This is a genomic window from Peribacillus sp. FSL K6-5616, from assembly GCF_038008245.1.
Classification (GTDB): Bacteria; Bacillota; Bacilli; order Bacillales; family DSM-1321; genus Peribacillus; species Peribacillus frigoritolerans.
This window is the reverse complement of sequence record NZ_JBBOYT010000001.1, coordinates 2156946-2179626: the sequence shown is the minus strand read 5'-3', so window position 1 is coordinate 2179626 and position 22681 is coordinate 2156946. Positions and strand designations below refer to the sequence as shown.

Annotated in this window: 19 protein-coding genes and 3 pseudogenes; 18 read left to right on the top strand and 4 right to left on the bottom strand. The window is 37.3% G+C overall.

Annotated features, from left to right (window positions below; translation table 11 throughout):
* Positions 1–2: 2 nt before the first annotated feature.
* The 3 genes from MHB45_RS10465 to MHB45_RS10455 all read left to right on the top strand — a co-directional run bounded on the left by MHB45_RS10465 (position 3) and on the right by MHB45_RS10455 (position 2990).
* Positions 3–506, top strand: coding sequence for a PCYCGC motif-containing (lipo)protein (locus MHB45_RS10465; RefSeq protein ID WP_176702856.1), 504 nt, complete (start codon positions 3–5; stop codon positions 504–506).
* A 182-nt stretch (positions 507–688) separates the two neighbouring features.
* Positions 689–1660 (top strand): UV DNA damage repair endonuclease UvsE, encoded by a 972-nt coding sequence (gene uvsE, locus MHB45_RS10460; RefSeq protein WP_048681890.1) that lies wholly within the window; start codon positions 689–691, stop codon positions 1658–1660.
* A 757-nt stretch (positions 1661–2417) separates the two neighbouring features.
* A complete protein-coding gene (locus MHB45_RS10455; RefSeq protein ID WP_194719377.1) occupies positions 2418–2990 on the top strand; it encodes a site-specific integrase in 573 nt (190 codons plus the stop codon).
* 596 nt (positions 2991–3586) lie between these two features.
* Here the strand turns inward: MHB45_RS10455 and MHB45_RS10450 are convergent.
* Positions 3587–4297 (bottom strand): Dph6-related ATP pyrophosphatase, encoded by a 711-nt coding sequence (locus tag MHB45_RS10450; RefSeq protein ID WP_048681887.1) that lies wholly within the window; start codon positions 4295–4297, stop codon positions 3587–3589.
* Between the two features lie 391 nt (positions 4298–4688).
* Here MHB45_RS10450 and MHB45_RS10445 point away from each other — a divergent pair, with 391 nt between their 5' ends.
* From MHB45_RS10445 to glaH, 4 genes are all read left to right on the top strand, one after another.
* Entirely contained in the window at positions 4689–5363 is a 675-nt protein-coding gene (locus tag MHB45_RS10445) for a GntR family transcriptional regulator (RefSeq protein ID WP_048681884.1), read from the top strand.
* 14 nt (positions 5364–5377) lie between these two features.
* Positions 5378–6595 carry an L-2-hydroxyglutarate oxidase gene (lhgO, locus tag MHB45_RS10440; RefSeq protein WP_048681881.1) on the top strand — a complete coding sequence of 406 codons (1218 nt, stop codon included), beginning with the start codon at positions 5378–5380 and terminating at the stop codon, positions 6593–6595.
* 29 nt (positions 6596–6624) lie between these two features.
* Positions 6625–6966, top strand: a complete 342-nt coding sequence (locus MHB45_RS10435; protein WP_048681877.1) for a DUF3870 domain-containing protein — start codon at positions 6625–6627, stop codon at positions 6964–6966.
* A gap of 328 nt (positions 6967–7294) precedes the next feature.
* Positions 7295–8233, top strand: a complete 939-nt coding sequence (gene glaH / locus MHB45_RS10430) for a glutarate dioxygenase GlaH (protein ID WP_048681874.1) — start codon at positions 7295–7297, stop codon at positions 8231–8233.
* 421 nt (positions 8234–8654) lie between these two features.
* Here glaH and MHB45_RS10425 read toward each other — a convergent pair.
* Together MHB45_RS10425 and MHB45_RS10420 are read right to left on the bottom strand one after the other, a co-directional pair.
* Positions 8655–9871 (bottom strand): annotated as a pseudogene (locus tag MHB45_RS10425) (IS110 family transposase).
* Positions 9872–10038: 167 nt separating this feature from the next.
* Positions 10039–11395 (bottom strand): annotated as a pseudogene (locus MHB45_RS10420) (IS3 family transposase).
* Positions 11396–11717: 322 nt separating this feature from the next.
* On the opposite strand from MHB45_RS10420, the gene MHB45_RS10415 reads away from it, so the two are divergent.
* The 9 genes and pseudogenes from MHB45_RS10415 to MHB45_RS10375 all read left to right on the top strand — a co-directional run bounded on the left by MHB45_RS10415 (position 11718) and on the right by MHB45_RS10375 (position 18859).
* A complete protein-coding gene (locus MHB45_RS10415) occupies positions 11718–12473 on the top strand; it encodes a UTP--glucose-1-phosphate uridylyltransferase (RefSeq protein WP_237766642.1) in 756 nt (251 codons plus the stop codon).
* Between the two features lie 300 nt (positions 12474–12773).
* The gene (locus MHB45_RS10410) at positions 12774–13940 is read left to right on the top strand and encodes a glycosyltransferase family 4 protein (protein ID WP_340907854.1); all 1167 of its coding nucleotides are present in this window, start codon (positions 12774–12776) and stop codon (positions 13938–13940) included.
* A gap of 12 nt (positions 13941–13952) precedes the next feature.
* Positions 13953–14999 (top strand): CotS family spore coat protein, encoded by a 1047-nt coding sequence (locus MHB45_RS10405; RefSeq protein WP_048686075.1) that lies wholly within the window; start codon positions 13953–13955, stop codon positions 14997–14999.
* Positions 14992–16011 carry a CotS family spore coat protein gene (locus MHB45_RS10400; RefSeq protein ID WP_048686073.1) on the top strand — a complete coding sequence of 340 codons (1020 nt, stop codon included), beginning with the start codon at positions 14992–14994 and terminating at the stop codon, positions 16009–16011. Before MHB45_RS10405 ends, MHB45_RS10400 begins: the two co-directional genes overlap by 8 nt.
* Positions 16012–16029: 18 nt before the next feature.
* Positions 16030–16242 (top strand): hypothetical protein, encoded by a 213-nt coding sequence (locus MHB45_RS10395; RefSeq protein ID WP_048686071.1) that lies wholly within the window; start codon positions 16030–16032, stop codon positions 16240–16242.
* Between the two features lie 543 nt (positions 16243–16785).
* The gene (locus MHB45_RS10390) at positions 16786–16926 is read left to right on the top strand and encodes a hypothetical protein (RefSeq protein WP_176702855.1); all 141 of its coding nucleotides are present in this window, start codon (positions 16786–16788) and stop codon (positions 16924–16926) included.
* A 339-nt stretch (positions 16927–17265) separates the two neighbouring features.
* A pseudogene (locus MHB45_RS10385) lies at positions 17266–17445 on the top strand (recombinase family protein); the annotation flags it as partial.
* A 654-nt stretch (positions 17446–18099) separates the two neighbouring features.
* Positions 18100–18414, top strand: coding sequence for a hypothetical protein (locus MHB45_RS10380; RefSeq protein ID WP_226990492.1), 315 nt, complete (start codon positions 18100–18102; stop codon positions 18412–18414).
* Between the two features lie 181 nt (positions 18415–18595).
* Positions 18596–18859 (top strand): hypothetical protein, encoded by a 264-nt coding sequence (locus MHB45_RS10375; RefSeq protein ID WP_226990491.1) that lies wholly within the window; start codon positions 18596–18598, stop codon positions 18857–18859.
* A gap of 663 nt (positions 18860–19522) precedes the next feature.
* Here the strand turns inward: MHB45_RS10375 and MHB45_RS10370 are convergent.
* The gene (locus tag MHB45_RS10370) at positions 19523–20641 is read right to left on the bottom strand and encodes an NAD(P)/FAD-dependent oxidoreductase (protein ID WP_072273011.1); all 1119 of its coding nucleotides are present in this window, start codon (positions 20639–20641) and stop codon (positions 19523–19525) included.
* Positions 20642–20814: 173 nt separating this feature from the next.
* Between MHB45_RS10370 and MHB45_RS10365 the strand changes: the two genes are divergently transcribed.
* Complete coding sequence (locus MHB45_RS10365; protein WP_072273010.1) at positions 20815–21408, top strand: branched-chain amino acid aminotransferase; 594 nt, start codon at positions 20815–20817, stop codon at positions 21406–21408.
* A 237-nt stretch (positions 21409–21645) separates the two neighbouring features.
* A complete protein-coding gene (locus tag MHB45_RS10360; protein ID WP_072273009.1) occupies positions 21646–22584 on the top strand; it encodes an MBL fold metallo-hydrolase in 939 nt (312 codons plus the stop codon).
* Positions 22585–22681: the final 97 nt, after the last annotated feature.

Here is a 22681-nt window from a genome sequence, read left to right as displayed (position 1 = left end):
AAATGAAGCTGAAATTAATGACGGTCACTATGGGAATCTGTTTTTCGATAATGCTTTCAGGTTGTTCAAGTGAAGAGGAAAGTGTTGTACAAAAAGAAAGCGGACATGAAGGACATTCAGAGCATACGGTATCCGGAGATCTTCAGGAGGAGACCAGCAGTAAGGAAATAGCACCGGATTTCTTAGCCGAAAAACCAGAGGATATGAAGACAATCTATTTAGCTGTTGCTCAAAATAAAGATTTACTAGAAAAAATACCTTGTTACTGCGGTTGCGGAGAGTCAGCTAACCATAAAAATAATTATGATTGTTTTATCCATGAGAATAAAAAAAATGGTGAAGTGGTTTGGGATGACCACGGGACAAGATGCGGAGTTTGCTTGGAAATTGCTGCGCAATCCATATTGGACTTGAATGACGGCATGAGCGTCAAAGAGATCCGGAATAAAGTCGATGAAAAATATAAAAGTGGGTATGCTAAACCAACTCCTACCCCTGAAGTGTAAGTGAAAAAAAGTATGAAATTCTAGACTGAAAAGATAACTTGGAAAAATGGCTTTGGCCCGATATTCTTTCGGAAAAAGGCCATTTTTTTAATTTCTTGGAGCGGTGGATTTTTCACATATATATTATTGGTCAAAAAGGGGAATACTTCCATTAAACATTCAACCGTAAAGGAGCTATCACCTTGACATTAATCCGCCTTGGTTATGTAGCCATGAGTAATCATGTGCCAAACTGTTCACCATCCCAAACGATGACTTTTGCTCAGTTTTCGAAGATTAAGGACAGAGATGCAGCGATAAGGAAGCTCGAACGCCTTTCAATATCCAATCTTCATAATTGCTGGCGTTTATTGATTCATAACGAAGCCAATAATATTCAGTTCTTTAGGCTTTCTTCAAAACTTATCCCTTTAGCCAATCATCCGGAAATTCCAGAATGGGATTACATAGATCCCATTTCAGAAGAACTGGCTAAATTAAAAACATTCATAAATAATCACCCAAAAATAAGGATAGATTTTCACCCAGATCATTTTGTCATCTTGAATAGTTCAAATATCGAGATTCTGAAAACATCCTTAAAAACATTAAGGATGCATTATACTTTATTAAAAAAAATGGGAGTGGATCCTGAACACCGCTGTGTCTTGCATGTTGGCGGGGGGTATGGCGAGCATGTACAGGCATTAGAGCAGTTTATCCATAATTGGGGTTTGATTCCGGAATCGATTCAAAGAATGGTCATTCTTGAAAATGATGATACTACCTTTACTTTGTCGGAAACCCTTTACTTATGTGAGAAATTGGGAATACCGATGGTTTTTGATTATCACCATCACCTCGCACATCATTTACCAAGTGAAGATTGGAAAGATCATTGGGACCGAATATTGAATACCTGGAGTAATTCCGAACTACCTCCTAAAATGCATATTTCAAGTCCAAGGTCCGATAAAGAATTTCGAGCACATGCTGACTTTGTGGATACTGCTATGTTCATGGAATTTTTGCAACAAATAAAGGGAAGCTTACCACATCTCGATTGCATGATTGAAGCAAAACAAAAAGATGGAGCGCTTTTCCAGTTGATGGATGAGCTGAAAAGTCACAAAGACATAGAAATCATTGATGATGCCAGTTTTTATATTCATTAATGGATTGGGGGATATTTGACAAAGGGAAGTAAATTGAATTCTCTTTATCAAATATCAATTGTTTACATAACATTATTATCGTTAATAAATAGGTGCTATTCCTGTATTCGAATTCCGTTATCAATGAAAAATTGTTTAGAAAGAGCGAGGGGTTAAAAAGTCATAAAAGTTATTGCAAAACTTCTTCATTAACAATCTGGTTAGCAGGGGGAAAAGGCTCCTTTTTTATAATTGGGAATACGATAGTTGTTCTGTTGTCTGTTTGAGCAGCTTTCATATTCCTTTGACTGCCCCCTCTCCAAGGTTCATTTATTTTTACAGAATATATTGTAATCAAAGCCGAATATTCTATAGCAAGGTGAAATCGGCGGCTTTTTTAATATCGAAAGCAGACTATGTTGGAAATTAGAAAAATAGTTATTTTTTAATATTTTATAGACAAAATATAATAAAAACCCCAAAAAACGAGCTCCATATTTGGCTTTTAAAGCTATTGTTTTAATTCTTTGGAGTCATAAGTCAAGAACCGATTAAAAGCGCTCTATGAAGCTATAAGACAGTGAAAGGAGGGTAGTAGATTATTAGCTCTTTTTGGGACGATTTTATAAGAATATTCCGAATGTAACAAAGGACCTCTATTGATACATTCGAAATCCCGTTAAATCAAGGTTTATAAGCGTATCAAAATTTATAAAACTTGCCTTTTTTTAAGCTGTTCACGTACAATGAAAGAAGGAGAAAGGGGAATGAGCCGTTCATGCAAGCAACCTCTCAAAGAATTAAAAATGTCCAGCCGATACGCAGGTTGGATCACATAGAAAAGATGAAAAAATCACTATTAAAATATTGCAGCTACAGGGATTATATGATGTTTTCGATCGGGATAAACATAGGGTTACGTATAGGCGACCTTTTACAATTGCGAGTGAAAGACATCCTTGAGGGTACGCATATAGTCATCGTGGAGCAAAAAACAGATAAAATTAAGCGGTTTCTTGTCAATCCTCAACTTCGTAAGGAAGTTAGGAAGTATGTCCGGAAATCGAACCTGAAAAATGAACAGTATTTATTTCCAAGTCGAAAAGGTAATGGTCCAATCACTAGGGTGCAGGCCTATCGGGTTCTGAACAAAGCGGCTGAAATGGCAGACATTCCGGATGTCGGTACACATACCCTCCGAAAAACCTTCGGCTATTTGCATTACCAAAAATTCAAGGATATCGCTTTACTGCAACAAATCCTTAATCATTCCAATCCAAAAGATACGATGATTTACATAGGACTCACACAGGATTTAATGGACGAAACATTAATGGATTTCTATTATTAACTGAACGGGACAAAGACAACTCCTGTATTTTTCATTCTTTTTATATGGATAACACAGTCCTTTAGAAGAGCGTTATTATAGAGAAACATTATTTCGTTATATTTCTTAATGGATAGATAAAACCGGCATCATTGGTGCGGAGAGAAAGGGCTTTCGGAAGGGGAAACGCTCCTTTTACTAGGAAAATCACCTTCACTGAGGATTTTAAAAAAATAAGAGTTTTGGTCGGGCAAATGTTTTAAATCAACCGAATGACTTTTCAAAAAAGACTAGAATATATATAGTCTTTTCTTTGATATCACCTCTACTGATTTTTATAAAGAATCGCTCAATTTCTTATCAATATAGTATATTAGAAATATTTTTTCTTTTAAAAATCTGTTGTTCTCCGGTTTAACAAATAATAAATCAGAAAGTTATCAGTAATGAATGGTTGCTGCAAAATGAAGTAACTATAATATTATTATGTTAACTAAAATGATATTATCCTACTGTTAATGGACTCATCAGATAAACTGCACCTCAATCGTTAAAGAACATCACATAATTGGGGTGCAGTATGGAGTGGTTGCCAGGAATATTGGTAATAAGTTCGGTTATAAGGTACTCTTATTCATTATATGATCTAGCTCCAAAGGTAAAAAAGCATACTCCCCGTCCTTAATAATCTCACATGTACGAACTGGAATAGGCTGTTTAAAAATAGGCCCATCTATTACTGTAGTATGAAACTCTCCACCTTCTCCGCAGGGGTCAATGCCTCGAGCTTCAAGTTCCTTCACGTATTCATGGGTTAACGTTCGTCCTAAATCATCCTCTCGCATCCCCAATGATAAATTAACGGTTACAATCATCGTAACGAATCCTAGATTCATGAACTCTTCGACAGCTTCACGATGGTTCATTTCCCATAAAGGCATTCCAAGCTTCAATCCGGCATTCTTCGTAACCTTATCATGCCAACAGCCATGGGCAGGCATATCCAGGTCTCCAGTTACCAACACTTCTGCTCCTAGATTCTTTGCATCTTCTAAAAGGCGCATAAATACCTTTTCATAATCAGTCCAACTGGCAGCCGCAGTATATACAGGCAAACCTATTGATTCAGCTTGGGCTTTTATGAGTTCCGGAGGCATTCCATGGGATCTGGAACGTTTTCCTTCCTCCTCCAGCATGACAATCAGCCCTACAGCTTCTCCAAGCTTCAATGCTTTATATAAGGCTAAGACACTATCCTTTCCTCCGCTAAAAGATGCTATGAATTTATGCCCGTGAGCATTATTTTTCCAATCGATTAATTCTGCCATGCAATTTTCCCCTTTATTCTAATGACTTTTACCAATTTCATATTTTGTATTTCATAACTATATTTGTTTGATTTTAACACGGTTGGAGCCTGCAGATAAGATATTAATGTATCTTGATACAAAAAGACTTGATTTAAATGGAATTTCATCCAAAAAAAACTTCTCTATACTGAACTGAACAATATAAGATGATTATTTTAAATCACTAGTGTATAGCTACATATAAATGAATGCCATAAATTATCTTTATATGAGAGAAGTAGATGTTTACCTAGGAATGTATCCAGTGTTTTTTTAATTGGATACAATTTTTTTAATTTTCTGTATTGTAATCGCTTTATTAAGTTGATATAGTTTTAATTGTATCCAATATCGAAAGGTGGACGCTGGATTGGATAATGCTAATTCTAAAAGAGATAAATCTACAATCGTAAAAAATGTAACGAAAAGTCTTAGGAAGGCGATTTTGAATGGGACGTTGAAAAAGGGGGAGCGACTCATCCAAGAGGAGTGGGCAGATCGCCTGGAAGTAAGCAGAATGCCCATTCGTGAAGCCCTTACACAACTTCAAATGGAGGGGTTGGTGGAAATGGTTCCTCATAAAGGAGCAATCGTCACACCGATTACCCGGGATGATATTGAAGAAATTTATCATACCAGGTCTTTGCTTGAAGGCCTTGCTGTAGAAAAGTCGCTTCCTTTTTTAACAAAGGAGGATAAAGAAAAATTAAAGGGAATTTTGATTGAAATGGAAGGGATTCAGTTATCTGATGAAACGAATGAACATTATATCCTTTTGAATGCGGCTTTTCATGAAACCCTCCGAAAAGGGTGCCCATGGCCAAGAGTTCAAAAAATGGTAGAAACGTTGGGGATCTCACCCATTGCGCCGAATTTGCTGATTGATTATTACCCAGAAACGCAACGGGAACACCGGATGATATATGAGGCGGCACTAAGAGGGGATCCTGCAGAACTAAGGGCAGCAGTAGAATTTCACATCTTACGGACTAAGAACAATTTAATTACGTATATGGAGTTGCTGAATACTAAAAATCATCAATAAAAGGAGTGTTAATTGTGTATGATTTCGCAATTGTTGGCGGGGGAATTGTAGGTTTATCGACGGGAATGGCCCTTTATCAGCGGTTTCCTAATGCTAAAGTGGTAGTCATTGAAAAAGAGGCTGTTGTTGCAGATCATCAAACGGGGCATAACAGCGGCGTAATCCATTCAGGAATTTATTATAAACCAGGCAGTTTCAAAGCACGGTTTGCCCGTCAAGGAAGCAAATCAATGACGGAATTCTGCAGGATGCATGGAATTGATCATGATATTTGCGGCAAGGTCATTGTTGCAACAAAACCAGAAGAGTTGCCCCTTCTAGATGATTTATTTTCACGCGGTTTACAAAATGAGCTAGCTATCCAAAGAATCGGAGTGGAAGAGTTAAAGGAAATTGAACCGCATGTTAATGGACTTGGAGCGATTCGCGTCCCGCAAGCTGGCATCGTCAATTATCGTCAGGTAAGTGAAAAGATGGCGGATATCATCCGAGGCAACGGCGGTGAAATCAAGCTGAATACAAAGGTGGAGAAGATTGACGAGGATTTAGATGAAGTCAACATCGACACGAGCAACGGTACAATAAAGGCAAGGGTCGTCATTAATTGCGCAGGATTGCACAGTGACCGTATCGCAGCAGCAGCGGGGTATAAAACTGATATGAAAATTGTCCCGTTTCGCGGTGAGTATTTTAAATTGAAGCCTGAAAAGCGCTTCCTAGTCAATCATTTAATTTATCCGGTACCTAATCCGAAATTCCCATTTCTGGGAGTTCATTTTACGCGGATGATTAGCGGGGAAGTGGATGCCGGTCCAAATGCTGTACTTAGTTTCAAACGGGAAGGTTATAAGAAAACCGATTTCAATGCGAAAGATTTAACTGAAGTTTTAAGCTATAAAGGTTTTTGGAAGCTGGCTAGTAAATTCATGAAGGAAGGGATGGATGAATATGTCCGTTCTTTTAGTAAAAAGCAATTTACGAAAAGCCTGCAGGAATTAATTCCGGAAATTCAAGAAGATGATTTAATCCCTGCACCTGCTGGAGTCCGGGCACAGGCATTACAGGATGATGGTAATATGGTGGATGATTTTCATATTATAATGGGAAAACGGACCATTCATGTTTGTAATGCACCGTCGCCTGCAGCAACAGCATCAATTGAAATTGGAAAAGAGGTTGTTAACCGCATTCCGGAACAATCACACTTATTGGAAGCTGCAATGACAAATTAAAATTCGTTAAAGAGAGAGGAAGAAGCCTCATGTTCAATGGTAAAACTATTTTCATTGCAGGTCATGCACGTTTACCTCAAGGGATGGCAGCGAAAAGTGTCTTTGAAACATTGACGATCACTGCAGAAGTCGATACTAAATATGGGGTTGTCCTGGAAGCTTCCTGTACATTGGCAACAGAGCATGGCCGGGAATTCATTGGGCGTTTATTAAAAGGGATCAGTTTAAATGATGGTGTTGATGACGCGATAGAATCGATTACTTCTTATTATCGGGGGAAAGCGGCTAATGCATTGATTGCTGCATTAAAGGACCTGGATCTCCATTTTCAGCAAATTAAAGCAGGAGAAAAAACGAAACTACCAAGTTAGTAATATAATATATCAGAATAATATGTTAAAAGTGTTGACATTTTTACGGAAAAACGTTTTAATGTAATTAAGCCAATATTATGACATGAACACCTTTTGGAAAATACCTTTTCAGAATCGTGTAAAGATCTTAATGATTGGAAACAGGAAAAATAAATCATACATAAACTGCATATTCGCTGTGACTCTATTTGCATAGAGCAGTGAAGTGAATATAAGCCAGTTGTACAGTTGGATTCCCATTTTATTTGGGGATCATGTGCGACTGGCTTTTTATATTTCCTGTTAACTTTGTCACCTATATTACAAATAACAGGAGGAATCATTCATGAACATTGCAGAAAAAAAGAGAGCGAAGTTTGAGAGGAAAACAGAAAAATACGAGGTGAAAGTTCACCCTCAATCCAGCCGTTTATATCATATTGAAATTTCAAAAGAGGCGATTGCTGCTTTTTTAGAAACGGTATCCAAGGATAATCAGTCTGTTCAACATCTGGAATATACGCCATATGCACGACTCATCATTGCTTCATATCTTTTGGATCAAGTAGGGGAAGACTTTGGTGAATTGCTTCGTAACATCGTTCATGATCGGGAATCCGGCGGCTTCACCCTTGGCTTGGAGGGTGTCACGGAGAATACAGATGAATATGTCATTTTTGCAACGGCCATTTCATACTTGCTGGGAACTCCAAACCATGATTCCATGTCAGGTAAATATTATGCCCGCTTCAGTGTTCAAGACACGGATAGCAGTGATTCATATTTACGTCAGGCTTATCGTTTATTTACACTTCATACGGATGGCACCTTTGTAGATGAACCAACGGACTGGTTACTAATGATGAAGATGATCGAACAAAATGCACGCGGTGGCGAATCACGTTTATTGCATTTAGACGATTGGAAAGAGCTTGATATGTATCTGAATCACCCATTATCCAGCCACAAATTTACGTATAAAGCTCCAAAAAGTAAGAACGTTGACCAGGAAATTGAAAGATTGACCTTCTTCAATCATAATAACAAACCTGGTGTATGTTTTATCGATCAATTTGTTTATCCTGAATCAATCGAACAAGCCAAATACTTGCGCGATTTATCCAATTCATTAGAAAGTGATGAAAGTGTACTTGAACTTGAACTTCCTGTTGGAGATTTAGTTGTTGTCAACAACATATTCTGGCTTCACGGCCGCGCTGCATTTGAAAAGGATTCGAACCTGAATCGTGAATTACTTCGCCAACGCGGAAGGTTCAATCAATAGTTTCATTTTGTAAACCCAAATGTTTTTTTCATCCCCAAATACCATTTTTAAGATAAATTCTTTTCAACCCAAGGGTTGGAAAGCAATTTATCTTTTTTTTAAAAGGTTCAGATAAGGATTAAAGTTGTTAATGGAAGAGAAAAAAAGAGGACATTAAACTGAAGTGAACCCCAAAAGTTAGACACTTTATTTACTTAGGCAGCCTTGAGGGCATGAACCCGGTAATCTACCGGGCTCATGCCTTTCTTACGATTAGTCAATGTCTTTGTTTGAATTAATTTATTAGTATTTAGAATGTACAGAGTGTTCAGGGTTACTAATAATAATTGGGTGACGAATTGTTAAATATATGTATACAAAATAGACCTAGCCAACTTGGATTTTTTTACTAGGTCATTTGATTATGTTATTATTTATAAAACTATGATTTGGAGGCCAACCCGTAATCATAGTTCATATTGTGTGAAATAAGAAAGAAGATGTTCTTCAAAAGCTTATTCACACAGGCGATGGACGCAACTTTATGACATTTGTTATAGGGTTGCGTTTTTAATTTGTCGTAATACTCAACGATATGATTCCGTCCGTAACGTCTCTGTTTAATCATGTTCTGAATTATTAGGAACAGCAGTTTTCGTAAGTGTTTATTACCACGCTTATTAATTTTGTCCTTAAAATAGGTTTTTCCTGATTGGAATCGGCGTATGTCAATACCCGCATAAGCATTTAATTGTTTGTTATTCTCAAAACGGTGGATGTCTCCGATTTCTGCTATTAAGCGAACTGCTGTATTGGGGCCAATGCCTGGAAAACTCAAGATCACCTTGTATTCGCTGCGTTTTTCTGCTAATTGGACCATATCATTAATACATTGTTCCTTCTGTTGGAGAAGTTCTTGATAACGTCTAGCGTATGACCGTAGTTGCTCGCACAAAACATCCGATGAAGAAACAGCTGGATAGGACTGCTGGGACGCCTCAATTAGTGCGATTGCTTTTTTTCTGCCATCGCACCCGAGATATTTTTATTTGTATTGGCACGTATTTTATTTTTAATAATTGTTTTTGAAAGTCCCTGAACAAAATCTGGATGTGGAAATAATTGGACAATGTTTAGAAATAAATCAGATTTAATAGTGAAGAGTTTTTCCAGTTCAGGAAAGGTCAACTGAATGACTTTATGCATGCGACTACGAGTTACCGATAATTCATCAGCAAGCTCACTGTAAAATCTCGAAAGTGACTTCAACTGTTGAAACAGGGTGTCTGTCCCGTTTGTCTCCCTTCGGGAGACAGAGAAGTGAGTTAAAGCCAATTGATGGGCATCACTTTTATCAGTTTTATGAATCCTTAAGGCATCACATTGCTTTTTAGCCTCTAGAGGGTTTAAAAGGCAGTAGGAATAATAGTTATCACGCATAAAGCGTTCCAATTGCCGAGAATAGACACCAGTTGATTCGAACACAATATAAGGTTGGTCCTCATATCCTTCGATTAATTCATCAATCCGAGCTCTTAACTTTTCAAACTCAGGTTTGGTGTGTTTAATTTCAGCTTCATAAATACATTTTTTCAAGCCATTATAAATGACCATGTAACTCTTTCCCATACTCACGTCAAAGGCAATTACATGTTTCATGTTATCCTCCTACAATTTTCTTAAATTGAAGCCTTCATCTTACACTTATCGACTCTAATTTCTTATACACGATCTCTAGGATCCAACATACTAAAACCTGATTCAAATAAGGTAAATGAAGAAGGTCCGTTTTAATTACGGATTCTAGATCCTAAGGCATGATCGACCTATTCTTCATTTCTACTATATAAAAAATAGTAGTGTGGACCAATGCCTTGGTCCGCACTACTAATCTTAGTATGTTTTAATTTTATCTTGATTCGTTGATGATTGTAGTAATGGATATATTCTTCTAGTTCTTGTTTGAAATGCTCCATGCTTTCAAATTCTTGAAGATAGAGTAATTCGGATTTTAATAAGCCAAAGAAGTTTTCAATGACCGCATTATCGAGACAATTTCCTTTACGGGACATGCTTTGTGTAATGTTATGTTTTTTCAAATCATGCGAGTATTGTTTCATCTGATAATGCCAGCCCTGATCTGAATGGAGAATGGGTGAATCTTTCGATTCCAAGCGATCAAAGGCTTTATCCAGCATTTTGGAAACGAGCGGATAAACAGGCCGAGATTCGATATTATAGGCGATGATTTCTCCGTTAAACAGGTCAAGAATGGCCGATAAGTATAGTTTCTCCCCAGCTAGATGGAATTCTGTGACGTCTGTCACCCATTTTTCATTGGACTTTGCCGCCTTGAAATCACGTGCTAGAATGTTGGGCGCAAACTTGCCGATTTTCCCTTTGTATGAACGGTATTTCTTTATGCGAACCAATGACTTCAATCCTAGTTCATTCATCAATCGGAGAACTGTTTTATGATCGATGCGAGCACCTCGGTTACGTAATTCTAGGGTGATGCGCCGATACCCATAACGCCCTTTATGCGTATGGAAAATCTCTTCGATAAGGGATTAAATTTCTCGCCCGAAGGCGTGTACCCAATAATAGTACGTACTCCGTGCCATTTTAGAAATGGATAGAAGCAGATTTAAATCAAATTGTTTCCTTAGTTCATGGACTACTTTCGCTTTTTCTTTGTAAGGCTTCCTTTTCTTGAACTAAGGCATTCAACTTTTTTAGATAGGCATTCTCTACACGTAAGTATTCTAATTCGGCAAGAAGTGCTTCTTGAGAGCCATTAGCTGGCGATTTTTTCTTAGTATCTTTTTTTATGGATAGACGCCCCTTTTTCTTTGGTTTAAGGGCGTCTATACCTCCTTCCTTAAACTGATTTGCCCAATTCAAAAGTGTAGAATCAGAAGGAAGGTTATAGTGTACTGCGGTCTCGTTGATCGATGCCCCATATTCGTTCATATATTTAAGTACCTCTAGTTTAAAGGGCAGAGTGTAATTTGTATAGGATGAAACAATTCCTTCCATCCCATGTTTTAGATAGCGAGCGACCCATCTTTTCAGTGGGGATAAACCTACATTTCTTTCTTGAGCAATGGATTTATAGGATTTTTTCCCTTCTAAGTACTCTAAAACAGCATTTGATTTTTCTTCTATTGTATATTTAGTCAAAAAAACTGCACCTCCAATTGTTAGATGTTGTCTAACAATTGGGGTGCAGTTCAGCTGAACGGTTCTTTATTTCTTCTACGTTAAACCCACAGTCTTTACAAAAACTTAACAAAATCTTAAAAATATGATTAAAAATAGACGATAGCAGTTACAAAAAAGAGGACAGGTTCATTTATTATATAAGGATGATTATAAAAAGTACAATTTTTACATTGCTAGACAATCACCCTTTCACATTAAACAAATAATAGTATGGGGGGTGTTAGAGATGATTAAAAAAACAATTATCCCTGCGGCTGGATATGGGACAAGGAGTTAACCGATTACAAAGGTTGTTCCAAAAGAATTATTCCCGATTGGTGTTAAACCTGCTATTCATTATGTTCTAGAGGAGGCAATGGCGTCAGGAATTGAGGAGATATTAATTGTCGTTTCACGCTCCAAAAATCTGATTGTAGACTATTTTGATCGTTCACTTGAACTTGAAGCATTTCTTAAGAAAAAACAAAAAACTCATTTATTAGAAAAAAACAAGATTCCTAATATTCATATCCAAGATACTCGACAACCATATGCTAGAGGTCTAGGTGATGCTATCCTCTTAGGTAAAAATTTTGTTGGAAATGAACCATTTGCTGTATTGTTGCCGGATGAAGTTATTTTTGAAAAAAAGACGGCTGGATTAGGTCAGTTAATAAAAGTCTATGAAAGACATAAAAAAAGTGTACTCGGCCTTTATGAAGTTGAAAATCAGTTGTTGTCAAACTACGGTGTCGTTGAATGGCAAAAGCTAGAGAAGGATATAGGTAAAGTTTTCAGTATCGTTGAAAAACCATCAAACAATCCACCTTCAAATTTAGCTGTCATTGGAAGATATGTATTCAATCCATTGATTTTTTCCTATTTAGAAAAGATAAAACCTGGAGTGGGAGACGAAATTCAATTAACAGATGCCATTAATGAAATGCTAAAATCGGAAAATTCTTATGGAGTAACGATTCATGGAAACAGATTTGATATTAGTAGATTTGAAGAGTACATGGCTGCAAATCAATTTATTCAACCATTTAATGAGTAATACCTCAAATTAAAGAATGGAGAAGAGTTAGAAGAATTATAGGTAAGTTTAAATGTAGCATAGGAATCCTAATTTCCATGATTCTTGTAAAATTTTCGTACCGGTAAGTTACTCTTGCTAAATGGATTAAAATTGTGAAAATCCCCTTGAAATATTATCGATTTCTTTGCGAATTTTACAATTTCTGTGTTGTTATAGTAGATTTGCCGTTCCTTAACAAAAACTGAATCATAGATTAAAAATAGGTATAAGGGGTTTCAATATTTCTCTGACCAAAATTTAATGGAAGGGCTGTCTCCAATGAAAATCGCATTAATTTGTACGGAAATGTTTACCGTTCCTCCTATTGGAGGAGGGGCCATTCAAGTATTAATAGATGGTGTGACACCTCATTTAAGCAAAGAGCATGATTTGACTATTTATTGCATTACACACCCGGATTTTCCTGACCGGGAAGTAGTAAATAGTGTCGAATACATTCGTGTTCCGCGTGAAAATTACGTGTTCAATGTCGGCAAAGAGCTATCCAAAAAACACGCAAACAAAGAGTATTACGATGTAGTTCATGTATTCAACCGCCCACGTGATCTACTTATTTATAAGACTGCTATGCCGGAAAGTAGGTTCGTTCTGAGTCTTCATAATGAAATGTTTAAGGAAGGCAAAATCTCCACCGAAATGGGTAATTTGGTCATAAAAGCGGTCGATAAGATCATGACAATTAGCGAGTATATCGGAAAAACCATAACCTCCCGGTTTCCTTCGGCCAAACGTAAAGTGAAGGCTGTGTATTCGGGAATTAATTTGAACCGATATAAACCGGTCTGGGATAAGGAAGTACAATCTTTAAGGAGCGAACTACGACAAAAATATGGTGTGGATGATAAGAAAGTAATCTTATTCGTAGGGCGCTTAAGCGCAGTAAAAGGTCCAGATATTCTTATTAAAGCGATGAAGCAAGTCATTAAGAAACATAATGATTCGGTATTGGTTATTGTGGGAAGCAAATGGTTTAGTGACGATAGGATTGACGATTTCGGATTAAGCCTGCGCCAGCTTGCCGAATCGCTAGGAAAAGACAAAGTAATCATCACCGGTTTTGTACCTCCAAGCGAAATTCCTTCTCAATTCCTGATTGGGGATATATTTGTATGCAGCTCCCAATGGCAAGAGCCTTTAGCTAGAGTACATTATGAAGCCATGGGTACAGGGTTACCTATTATTACTACCAACCGAGGTGGAAACGCGGAGATTATGAAACATCTTAATAACGGCATCGTAATCGAAGATTATACGAATCCGGAAGCTTTTGCAGATGCAATATCATTTTTATTATCCAATGAGCAAGAGGCTGACATTTTGGCAAAAGCCGGCAGGGCGTTCGTTGAAACGAACTTTGGGTTTGAACATGTGGCAAAACGATTGGAAAATCTTTATCTTGCTTCGATTAAAAGAAATAAACCTTAGGGAGGTGTCTGAATGGACACTATATTTGCTGAAGTTGTAAAAAGAGTGATCTCTCATTATCCGTTAAAGGTTGATAATATCTATTTGCTGTCCTTTAAAGGAAAAAAAGCTGTATGGTCGATTGAAACGGACATTGGTGAGGTAATCATGAAGAAAGTTCCGTTTGATGAGAACCACATTAAATTTATGATTCATGCCATTGACTATCTGAGAGACAATGGAATTCACACACCTGGTGTAATCAATACCGATTCCGGAGAAGGTTATGTGAAGCTTGATGACGAATACTTCGTAGTCTTTGAAGCGGTCTACGGAAGATCGCCGGAATATGAGCATGAAGATGAGTTACTAATGATATTAAGAGGAATGGCCTCATTTCATAAAGCCTCAAAGGGGATTGAATTTCCAAAAGGAGAATTCCCTTCGTTTCTCTTAACAGAATGGAAATCAGACCTGCAAAGAAGATACGAGAAGTTGTTAAAATGGAAAGAACAGAGATCTCAGGTAACGGATAAAAATGAATTTGATAAGCAATTTTTAAAACATGTGGAAACGTTCTTAAAGCAGTGTCAAACTTCACTATCTATGCTTAATGATCCGAATTTTGATCAGTGGGTGGAAGAAACCAAGGTGACCAAGTCATTGTGTCACCAAGATTTTGCAGCTGGAAACCTTGCGATAGGAAGCGAAGGTAATCTTTATGTCTTTGATATGGATTCCCTAACTGTCGATCTCCCTGTTCGCGATATGAGAAAAATTTTAAACAAAGTAATGAAGAAACAAACGGCTTGGGATCTGCAACTCATGATTAAGATGATGAAGGCATATCAAGAGGTGGAACCTTTGACGAAAGAACAGTATCATATTCTTACTGCTGATATCCTTTTTCCTCATTTATTTTACGGTCAGGTTTCAAAATACTATGAGAATAGAGAAGAAAAATGGACGAATGAAAAACACATTTCCAAATTAAATGATATGATAGCTACCGAATTAAGCAAAGAAACCGTTCTTCAAGGCTTCCTCACTCAGCTTGAGGAGGTGGTACAACATGGATGATATCATGATGAAAGACCTTGAGTTGGGAAAGCAGTTGATGACCGTGAATTACCCTCATCTTCATATTTTAGGAATTGAGGTCATCCAAGGTGGAGGAATTAAGACTGTTTGGAAAGTAGAGACATCAGCAGGCATAGTTTGTTTAAAACGGATCAGGAAATCCCTTCCGATTATCAAGTTTACAACAGCAGCCCAAGCCTATCTTTCTACTAAAGGCGCTCTCGTTGCCAGCATTATCCCGACGAAGGACGACGAACTCTATTTTGTCCACGAAGGTTACGGGCTGGTGCTTTATAGTTGGATTGAAGGCAGTGATTTGGACATGGAAGAAAATGAGGAACATCTTGATACAGGGTTAAAGGGTTTAGCCCAATTTCATAAGGATTCTGTAGGGTTTGTACCACCAGCCGATTGTACCACCTACGATCGTATGGGGGTATGGCCCGAACACTATGAAAAAATGCTTGAGGAAATTAAACAATGGAAAACCGAATCGGAAAAGCAGAACTCTGCTTTCCATCAGGCTTATTTGAATATAGCGGATGAAATGATCAATATGGCCGACCAGGCCGTCCAGTTGATTAAAAACTCTTATTATTCAGAGTGGGTCCAGGAAATCGGAAAATATGGTTACATGTGCCATCAGGATTATGGAAAAGGTAACGCGCTTCAAACGGAAAATGGCGTGTACGTCTTAGACCTTGATAATTTAGCATATGATATCCCTCTGCGAGATGTACGCAAGTTAATCGCCGGACGTATGGTGGAGCTAGGTTACTGGGATTTAGTGGAATTGGAACGCCTAATCAGCTGTTACGAATCAATCTTTCCACTTACTCAAGAGCAAAGAAAAATCATATATATTGATTTGTTATTCCCGCATAAATTTTACGGGTATGTAAAAAAGCCATTCAAAAAAAGCGAAATTGGGGTAGAAAAGAAGCTCCAAAAATGTTATCGGGTGGAAGTAGAAAAGATACCTGTCCTGCAACAAGTACTGAAAATAAACTAAAAGACGAGGTGACATGTTATGAGATTAGAAGAAGAATTTGTGGGCAAAAGATTGCAGTATGCGGAATTATTAAAAAGAGTAGCCAATCAGTTAGAAACGGACAATCTTTTAGTGAGGGGCAAAAAGATTGTACTGCCGGACGAGGACATGGAATATAAGATCAGCCATAAATCGGATTTCGGTGCAAACAAGCTAGCTATATCCATCGAATGGCTCGATTTGCAATCATAGAAGATAACCAAACGAGATCGGTCTCCCATTAATGATATTATCCCCTATAGTAGAAAGTGCTTTGCACTGCATTCTTCTTATGGGGGATTTTTTGTGGGCAAAATCGCAAAGCCATTCTGGTGAATTTAGGAAAAATCTGTTTAACTCCATCTTCAAGAGGAATTGGATTATAAAACAGCTGAGAAGGAACCTCTGGTATTCAACACTTTGATGGGTTGATCATTACCAACGTGAGGCATGGGTAGGTCTTGACGAGATAACTGCTTCAAGTTGGTTTAAGAAACCTCGGAATGATATAACCCTTGTCAAGTAGGTTCTGGTGCAAAAACTTCAAGACAATGCAATTAATCCCCAAATCATTTCCTAAAAGCCGACCTTTAACAGGTCGGTTCCTTCAAATTTGATTTCAATATCAAAGGAACCATTCCTTTCAAGTTGTATCTGCAATCATTTATTATCCCCAATTGCATTACTCATAGATGCATGGTGAAACCTTTAATAGTGCATATTAATTTTTAAATCCATTGGAAGGAGTTAATCACCATGAAAAAGCAAGTAAAGAAAAATGAAAAGGATACTGAAGAAAGGCAAGAGGAGCTACAAACAATTAATGATATTTCTAACAGCGAAAACGGGCAGCAGCCGGTCCCTCAGCCTAAAGATTACGATGAAATAGAGTATTAAGATTTTAAAAGTAAATCCAATTTTTAAGTTTGTTCTGATAAATCAGAATGAATAAAAACCAAACCTGCATTTCAGCTTTAATTGGTTATAACACGTTCACTCAATTGCCTTCCTCGCTGTTCATTAATTCTAACCTTTAGAGTTGTTCAAGAGATATCTATAAATACCTCGTTCGTAAAAGTACACTTTTACGAACGGGTATTTTTTTTTATAAAATCAACTCATTTTAACGTTCGTTAAAGTTGAAAAACACTTTATGAACGTTCGTGATTTTGCATACACTTTTACAAACGTTTTTTGTAGAATAATAGGAAAGTAAGTAGAAAAAGGAGTGAAAAGATGGAAGTTCGTAAATTAGGATACATAAGAGTTAGTAGCAAAGATCAAAATGAAGGACGTCAACTTCAGGCCATGAAAGAAAAAGGATTAGATGAGCGAGATATCTTCCTAGATAAACAAAGTGGGAAAAACTTTGACCGGGCCCAATATCAATTGTTAAAACGTATGATCCGGAAAGGATCCGATGGTGTATCTTATCTTTTCTACTACATAGTTTGCTTGCTCTACATATTCCATATTTTCCTCTTTTTTTAGTTCTTTGAGCAAAGCAATATACCGTTCCTCTTCTTAAATTAAATTAAAGTTTGATATTTCAGTGGCACCCTTCATCGTACAAACTAAACTAACAAATTCCCGTATATTCCTGGCTACAATTTTTATGTTTGTGCATCGAAATCATCCATTGGGCTGATACATACAATAAACCGTTCCAAAATCAGTTAGGAATCCATAATGTTTGCAAACGGGATGACATCATAGGAAGTCATTTCATAATGGGAAGTCTACTTGTAACAAAGGTCTAAATCACATAATGAGTATCCTTCTTTTTCAATAACCTCCTCTAACTTCTGAAGCTTTTCAAAAGTTGGTGGCATTTTCAAATACTATCCTAGATGACTCATTTTTTCTCCTTTAATTGTGGCCGGTAATATAGTTCAAGGATAACTGATATCCTGAATTTATACAATTCCATTATTACAACTAATGGTTTCTCAATTTCCGTTGAAGAACATACGGATTCTAAAAAGGTTCATAATGCCCCCTATGTTCGGTCTGATTTTCTGATATACCGATTTGGCAAAAATAAATAGAAGAAAGGGGAGATAGCATTTTATGGGGATCGCTAATTTTTCTAAATTTACACAATTTAAGGACTTAATTAATGCTTTACCTGCTGACTATACAGATGAAATGATACAGAGCGAACAATTTTTGCATGAAAGAGATCAAAAGAAAAAACTCGAAATCTATTACGCACCTTTTGAATATGTAAATGAACGGGCCAAAGTGGTGATTGTCGGAATCACTCCTGGTTTACATCAAATGAAAAAATCTTATTCTACCGTAATTAATGCAAGAGGGCACACACATAGCGATGAAGAGATCCTGCACGAAGTAAAAAAAATTCCAGTTTTGAAGGAACGATGAGAAAAAATTTGGTTCAAATGTTAGATGAGCTTGGATTACCACATACTTAAACATATCGCCCACACTGGATCTTTTTAACGAAGCTAGTCACCTCGTTCATACTAGCTCTGTTTTAACCTATCCAGTCTTTTATAACGGGAAAAACTACAGTGGAACAACGCCGAACATTTTAAAGACCGAGTTGCTTAAAAAAAATATAATGGAAGGCTTTGCTACCGAAATAGGTACCATTGAACAGCCTCTTATTATTCCTTTAGGCGTTAATGTTTCCAAGGTCTTAAACTATTTAGCGGGTCAAGATTATTTGGATGCTAACAACATACTTCTAGGGTTTCCTCATCCATCTGGAGGAAATGGTCATCGACATAAGCAATTTGCAGCAAATAAAGAGCAAATGAAAATGATGTTACAGGACTATTTTTCAAAGGAAATGACCGTGGGTTAAAGAGGAGGGCTGTATGTTCAATGAAGATTAAAGGATGGGAAACTTTTGATTAAGAATTCTATTATTCATCTATTAGTGTTAAAAGTAAAATTAACTATTTACTAGTGATATTTTGGAGATTATAATAAGAACGAATGTTCTTTATTATAGGAGGCATTAATATGGATGAACTAGAGGAATTTTTAAAATCACTTACTATTGAAGAGTTAAAAGTTATTTATGAAGAAGTAAGTGGACCTGATATTAATAAATAGATGAAATAAATTTGAAATAGAAGATTCTTATTTTTTTCATTTCATTGAATACGATTAAAGTGACCGAACCGTCAACAGTCAAGTATGAGACAAAAAATGTATGTAATGTTGATGATGGTTATTTGTGGCTTCAACAATTTCCTTTAGAGAAAAACCATACGGTAACAAAGGTATTTGATGCGTATGTAAATGTTGCCAATGGTACATAGATATTTTCGGTAGTTTTGAATTAATAAATTTGTTAAACTTTCACAAGAATGTCCTGTTCGAAAAATTAAAGAATTTATAAATCAAGGACCCATCAAAGGTCCTTGATTTTTTATGAAAAGAACAAATTGAAAAAACTGATCTGGGTGATTTTCAGATCAGTCGACATTCATCATTCAGTCATTAGGTAATGATTTGGAAGTTATGTGGAAAGTGCACCTCTTACATCATAATTTTTCATATCGATTTCGATTTTTCTATCAAGTGCTAGGTTTGCCAATAGTGAGCCTATATATGGGCCCATTGTTAAACCTGAAGCTCCAAGACCATTGGCTACGATTATGCCTTCCCAGTCAGGTAAAGGACCCATGACCGGAAGGAATCCCGGTGTGAAGGGACGAAATCCGACCCTTGCTTCAACAAACGTACTATCTTCCAAACCGGGAGCGGTTTGCAAGGCTTTGTTGAAAACCTCCTGCAGCCCTCCTGCGGTCATTCGGTTATCGAAAACTTCCGTATTTTCATGAGTCGCCCCCGCAACGATTTTATTATCATCAAAAGTCAAAAGATATTGATCACTCGGAGGCATGACTACAGGCCAGTTGTTTGTATTTTCATTTGCCATTTCCAGATGAATGATTTGAGCCTTTTGGAAAGTGACTTGAAAATTCACGCCCAGTGGTTTCAGTAATTCCGGTGCCCAGGCGCCAGCACAAACAATCACTTTATCAGCAGGAATGAATTCATCTCTAAGTGTTACACCTGACACTTGAGTACCGGTATATGTAAGTATGGCCTCGCCATACATAAGTTTGGCACCGTATTTTTGTGAAGCCCTCAATAAGGAATCACGTAGTGCGCGTCCATCGACCCGCGCTGCACCACTCACATGAACGGCTGCATATTCGCTGGAAAGAGGCGGGAATAAGGCACGTGTTTCCTCTGCGGAAAGTAAGGTGATCGCCCCCATCTCCGGTGCATCTTCTTGCCGTTTTGTCGCCCGGTTCTTCATGGCATTCAGTTTAGCTTCATCTGTATGCAGACTTATGGCACCGACCTGGGCATACCCAGTCTCGGTTTCACCGTCCCGTTCAAGTTCTTTAATTAAACCCGGGTAAAAGGCCGCACCATTTTTGGCAAGAAGATACCAAGCTTGGTTGCGCCTTTGCGATATCCACGGGCAAACGATTCCAGCAGCTGCAGATGTTGCCTGACCGACATCTTGGCGGTCAATAATGATCACTTCAACCCCATTTTTAGCCAACTGATAGGCAGTGGAAGCTCCCAAAATTCCTGCACCCACTACAATGATTTTTTGCATGATTCAACATCTCATTTCTTTCATATGTATAAACGCTTACCACTACTATATCGAAGACCCGAAATGATTGCCACATCTGATATTGTAATTTCTTTCACAAAGTTATTTTATCTATACTGAATATGCTATGATTGAAATTGTGAAAGCTTGAAAAGACACTAGGAGGACATATCATGCTAAAAAAACAAATGGAATCATACATATCAAAATCTGTAATCGAAAACAGGATTGAGTTATTTAAAGAAGAAAAGGATTATGTAGAAAAGCATAAATTACTCGCTGAAGATATCATTATAGTGGAAAAAGAAAATGCATCGCGTTTTACGGATGCTTATATGGAGCGCAGTAATAAAGAGAGCGAAGAATTAATCTCTGAAGAGAACTCTGCATTTTTATCACAACCGATCGAGTATTTGAAAAAAAACAAAGATGAATTCCTTTACTTTGAATCACAATGGTTCGAATTAATCGGTGTTGTGGCACTTTCGTTAGAAGTCGATGATGTTTTCGGTACATATAACGCGATGTTCGGATTGAAATTCCAGAAAAAAATGGGAGATGTTTTAAAAACGTATTTAACCAAGGAACTCCAAGAAGGAATTGGGTCGTTCAGTTTAATGTTTAACCAGGGCGAAGGGCTATGGGATGTGAATTTTGCCTTGGATAACATTAAAGGGTTTCAAGAAGACATGTCATTGGAAGAAGCTTTTCATTTAATTTATCATTTTATTTTCAACCTTGTTCAAACGATCGAGGCAGATATGTAAAACGAGGTGCCGCCATTAATTTTAATGGCGTTTTTTTAAATTTTCATGGATTAACCATTGCCCCTAGGCTATGGCTTCTGGATTTTAATCGATTGGCTCTGGATATGATTAAAGGAAACTGAGAAAAATCGTCGAATTTATTAATGATATACGATATTTAATAAACTTAAATGTTTTGTTTTAGCAATTTCGATTTTTTTCATGTAAATGCAGTTAAATCGGAAGGGGAAGTTATACTTGCTGAATGAATTGAAAGTTACTCAAATTACCATTCCATTGCCTTTTAGATTGGACCATGTCCATTGTTTCCTAGCGGAAGGTGAAAAAGGATGGACTATCATTGATGCGGGGTTAAATAACAAAACGACAAGGGATTTATGGAACCCAATTATCGAAAAACACGATATTACCGATATTATCATCACACATTATCACCCAGATCATTTCGGGTATGCAGGGACATTACAACAATTGACCGGTGCGGATGTATGGATGACAAAAGTGGATGAGCATGCGGGAACTACGTATTGGGAAGCCGAATCGCTGAATCTGCTTAAAGAAAATTACAATGCATGTGGTATGGAAGAAGATGTCGCCGTAGCCTTATCCAGTGACGAAAGCGGATTCATGCCACAAGTAAAACCCTATCCTACCGTAAATCATCATCTTGAGGAAGGAATGAAACTGCATTTTGGCAAATATGAGTATGAAGTGCTTTTCACTCCGGGACATTCTGATGGCCTGATTTCCTTATACAATAAGGAAAATAGCGTCCTTTTCTCGACAGATCATATATTGCCCAAGATATCTCCAAATATTTCTTATTGGTTTAAAGGTTTCAGTAACCCATTGGAAGAGTTTTTTAATTCTTTGAAAAAAATACAAAAGCTGGACGTTGAATATGTCATCCCTTCTCATGGGAAACCGTTTCAAAATGCCAATAAAAGAATTGTTGAATTGTTGGATCACCACCAGGACCGGTTGCATGTAATTCATGAAAACATGAAAGAGCCGATTTCTGTAAAAAGTGCTTGCCAGATTTTATTTGGAAATCTGTCCATTCACGAAACCAGATTTGCTGTTGGTGAAACATTGGCACACCTAGAATACCTTCTTTTGAATGACCAGTGCAGAAAGTTTAAACGTGATGGCAAATGGTATTATCAATCCATCTGAAATTTTTGATAATCCCGAATTTTAGCTAATGCCGCTTGTATTACTGCAGCTTATGTTTTTATTATCGCTATGGAAAGCTGGTGGGTAAGGGAAAAGT

Bases quoted from the DNA above. Each gene is read 5' to 3' on its own strand.
- MHB45_RS10465 (WP_176702856.1), top strand. From the start codon at position 3: ATGAAGCTGAAATTAATGACGGTCACTATGGGAATCTGTTTTTCGATA.
- MHB45_RS10455 (WP_194719377.1), top strand. From the start codon at position 2,418: ATGCAAGCAACCTCTCAAAGAATTAAAAATGTCCAGCCGATACGCAGG.
- MHB45_RS10450 (WP_048681887.1), bottom strand. From the start codon at position 4,297: ATGGCAGAATTAATCGATTGGAAAAATAATGCTCACGGGCATAAATTC.
- MHB45_RS10435 (WP_048681877.1), top strand. From the start codon at position 6,625: ATGTTCAATGGTAAAACTATTTTCATTGCAGGTCATGCACGTTTACCT.
- glaH (WP_048681874.1), top strand. From the start codon at position 7,295: ATGAACATTGCAGAAAAAAAGAGAGCGAAGTTTGAGAGGAAAACAGAA.
- MHB45_RS10410 (WP_340907854.1), top strand. From the start codon at position 12,774: ATGAAAATCGCATTAATTTGTACGGAAATGTTTACCGTTCCTCCTATT.
- MHB45_RS10405 (WP_048686075.1), top strand. From the start codon at position 13,953: ATGGACACTATATTTGCTGAAGTTGTAAAAAGAGTGATCTCTCATTAT.
- MHB45_RS10400 (WP_048686073.1), top strand. From the start codon at position 14,992: ATGGATGATATCATGATGAAAGACCTTGAGTTGGGAAAGCAGTTGATG.
- MHB45_RS10395 (WP_048686071.1), top strand. From the start codon at position 16,030: ATGAGATTAGAAGAAGAATTTGTGGGCAAAAGATTGCAGTATGCGGAA.
- MHB45_RS10390 (WP_176702855.1), top strand. From the start codon at position 16,786: ATGAAAAAGCAAGTAAAGAAAAATGAAAAGGATACTGAAGAAAGGCAA.
- MHB45_RS10380 (WP_226990492.1), top strand. From the start codon at position 18,100: ATGGGGATCGCTAATTTTTCTAAATTTACACAATTTAAGGACTTAATT.
- MHB45_RS10370 (WP_072273011.1), bottom strand. From the start codon at position 20,641: ATGCAAAAAATCATTGTAGTGGGTGCAGGAATTTTGGGAGCTTCCACT.
- MHB45_RS10365 (WP_072273010.1), top strand. From the start codon at position 20,815: ATGCTAAAAAAACAAATGGAATCATACATATCAAAATCTGTAATCGAA.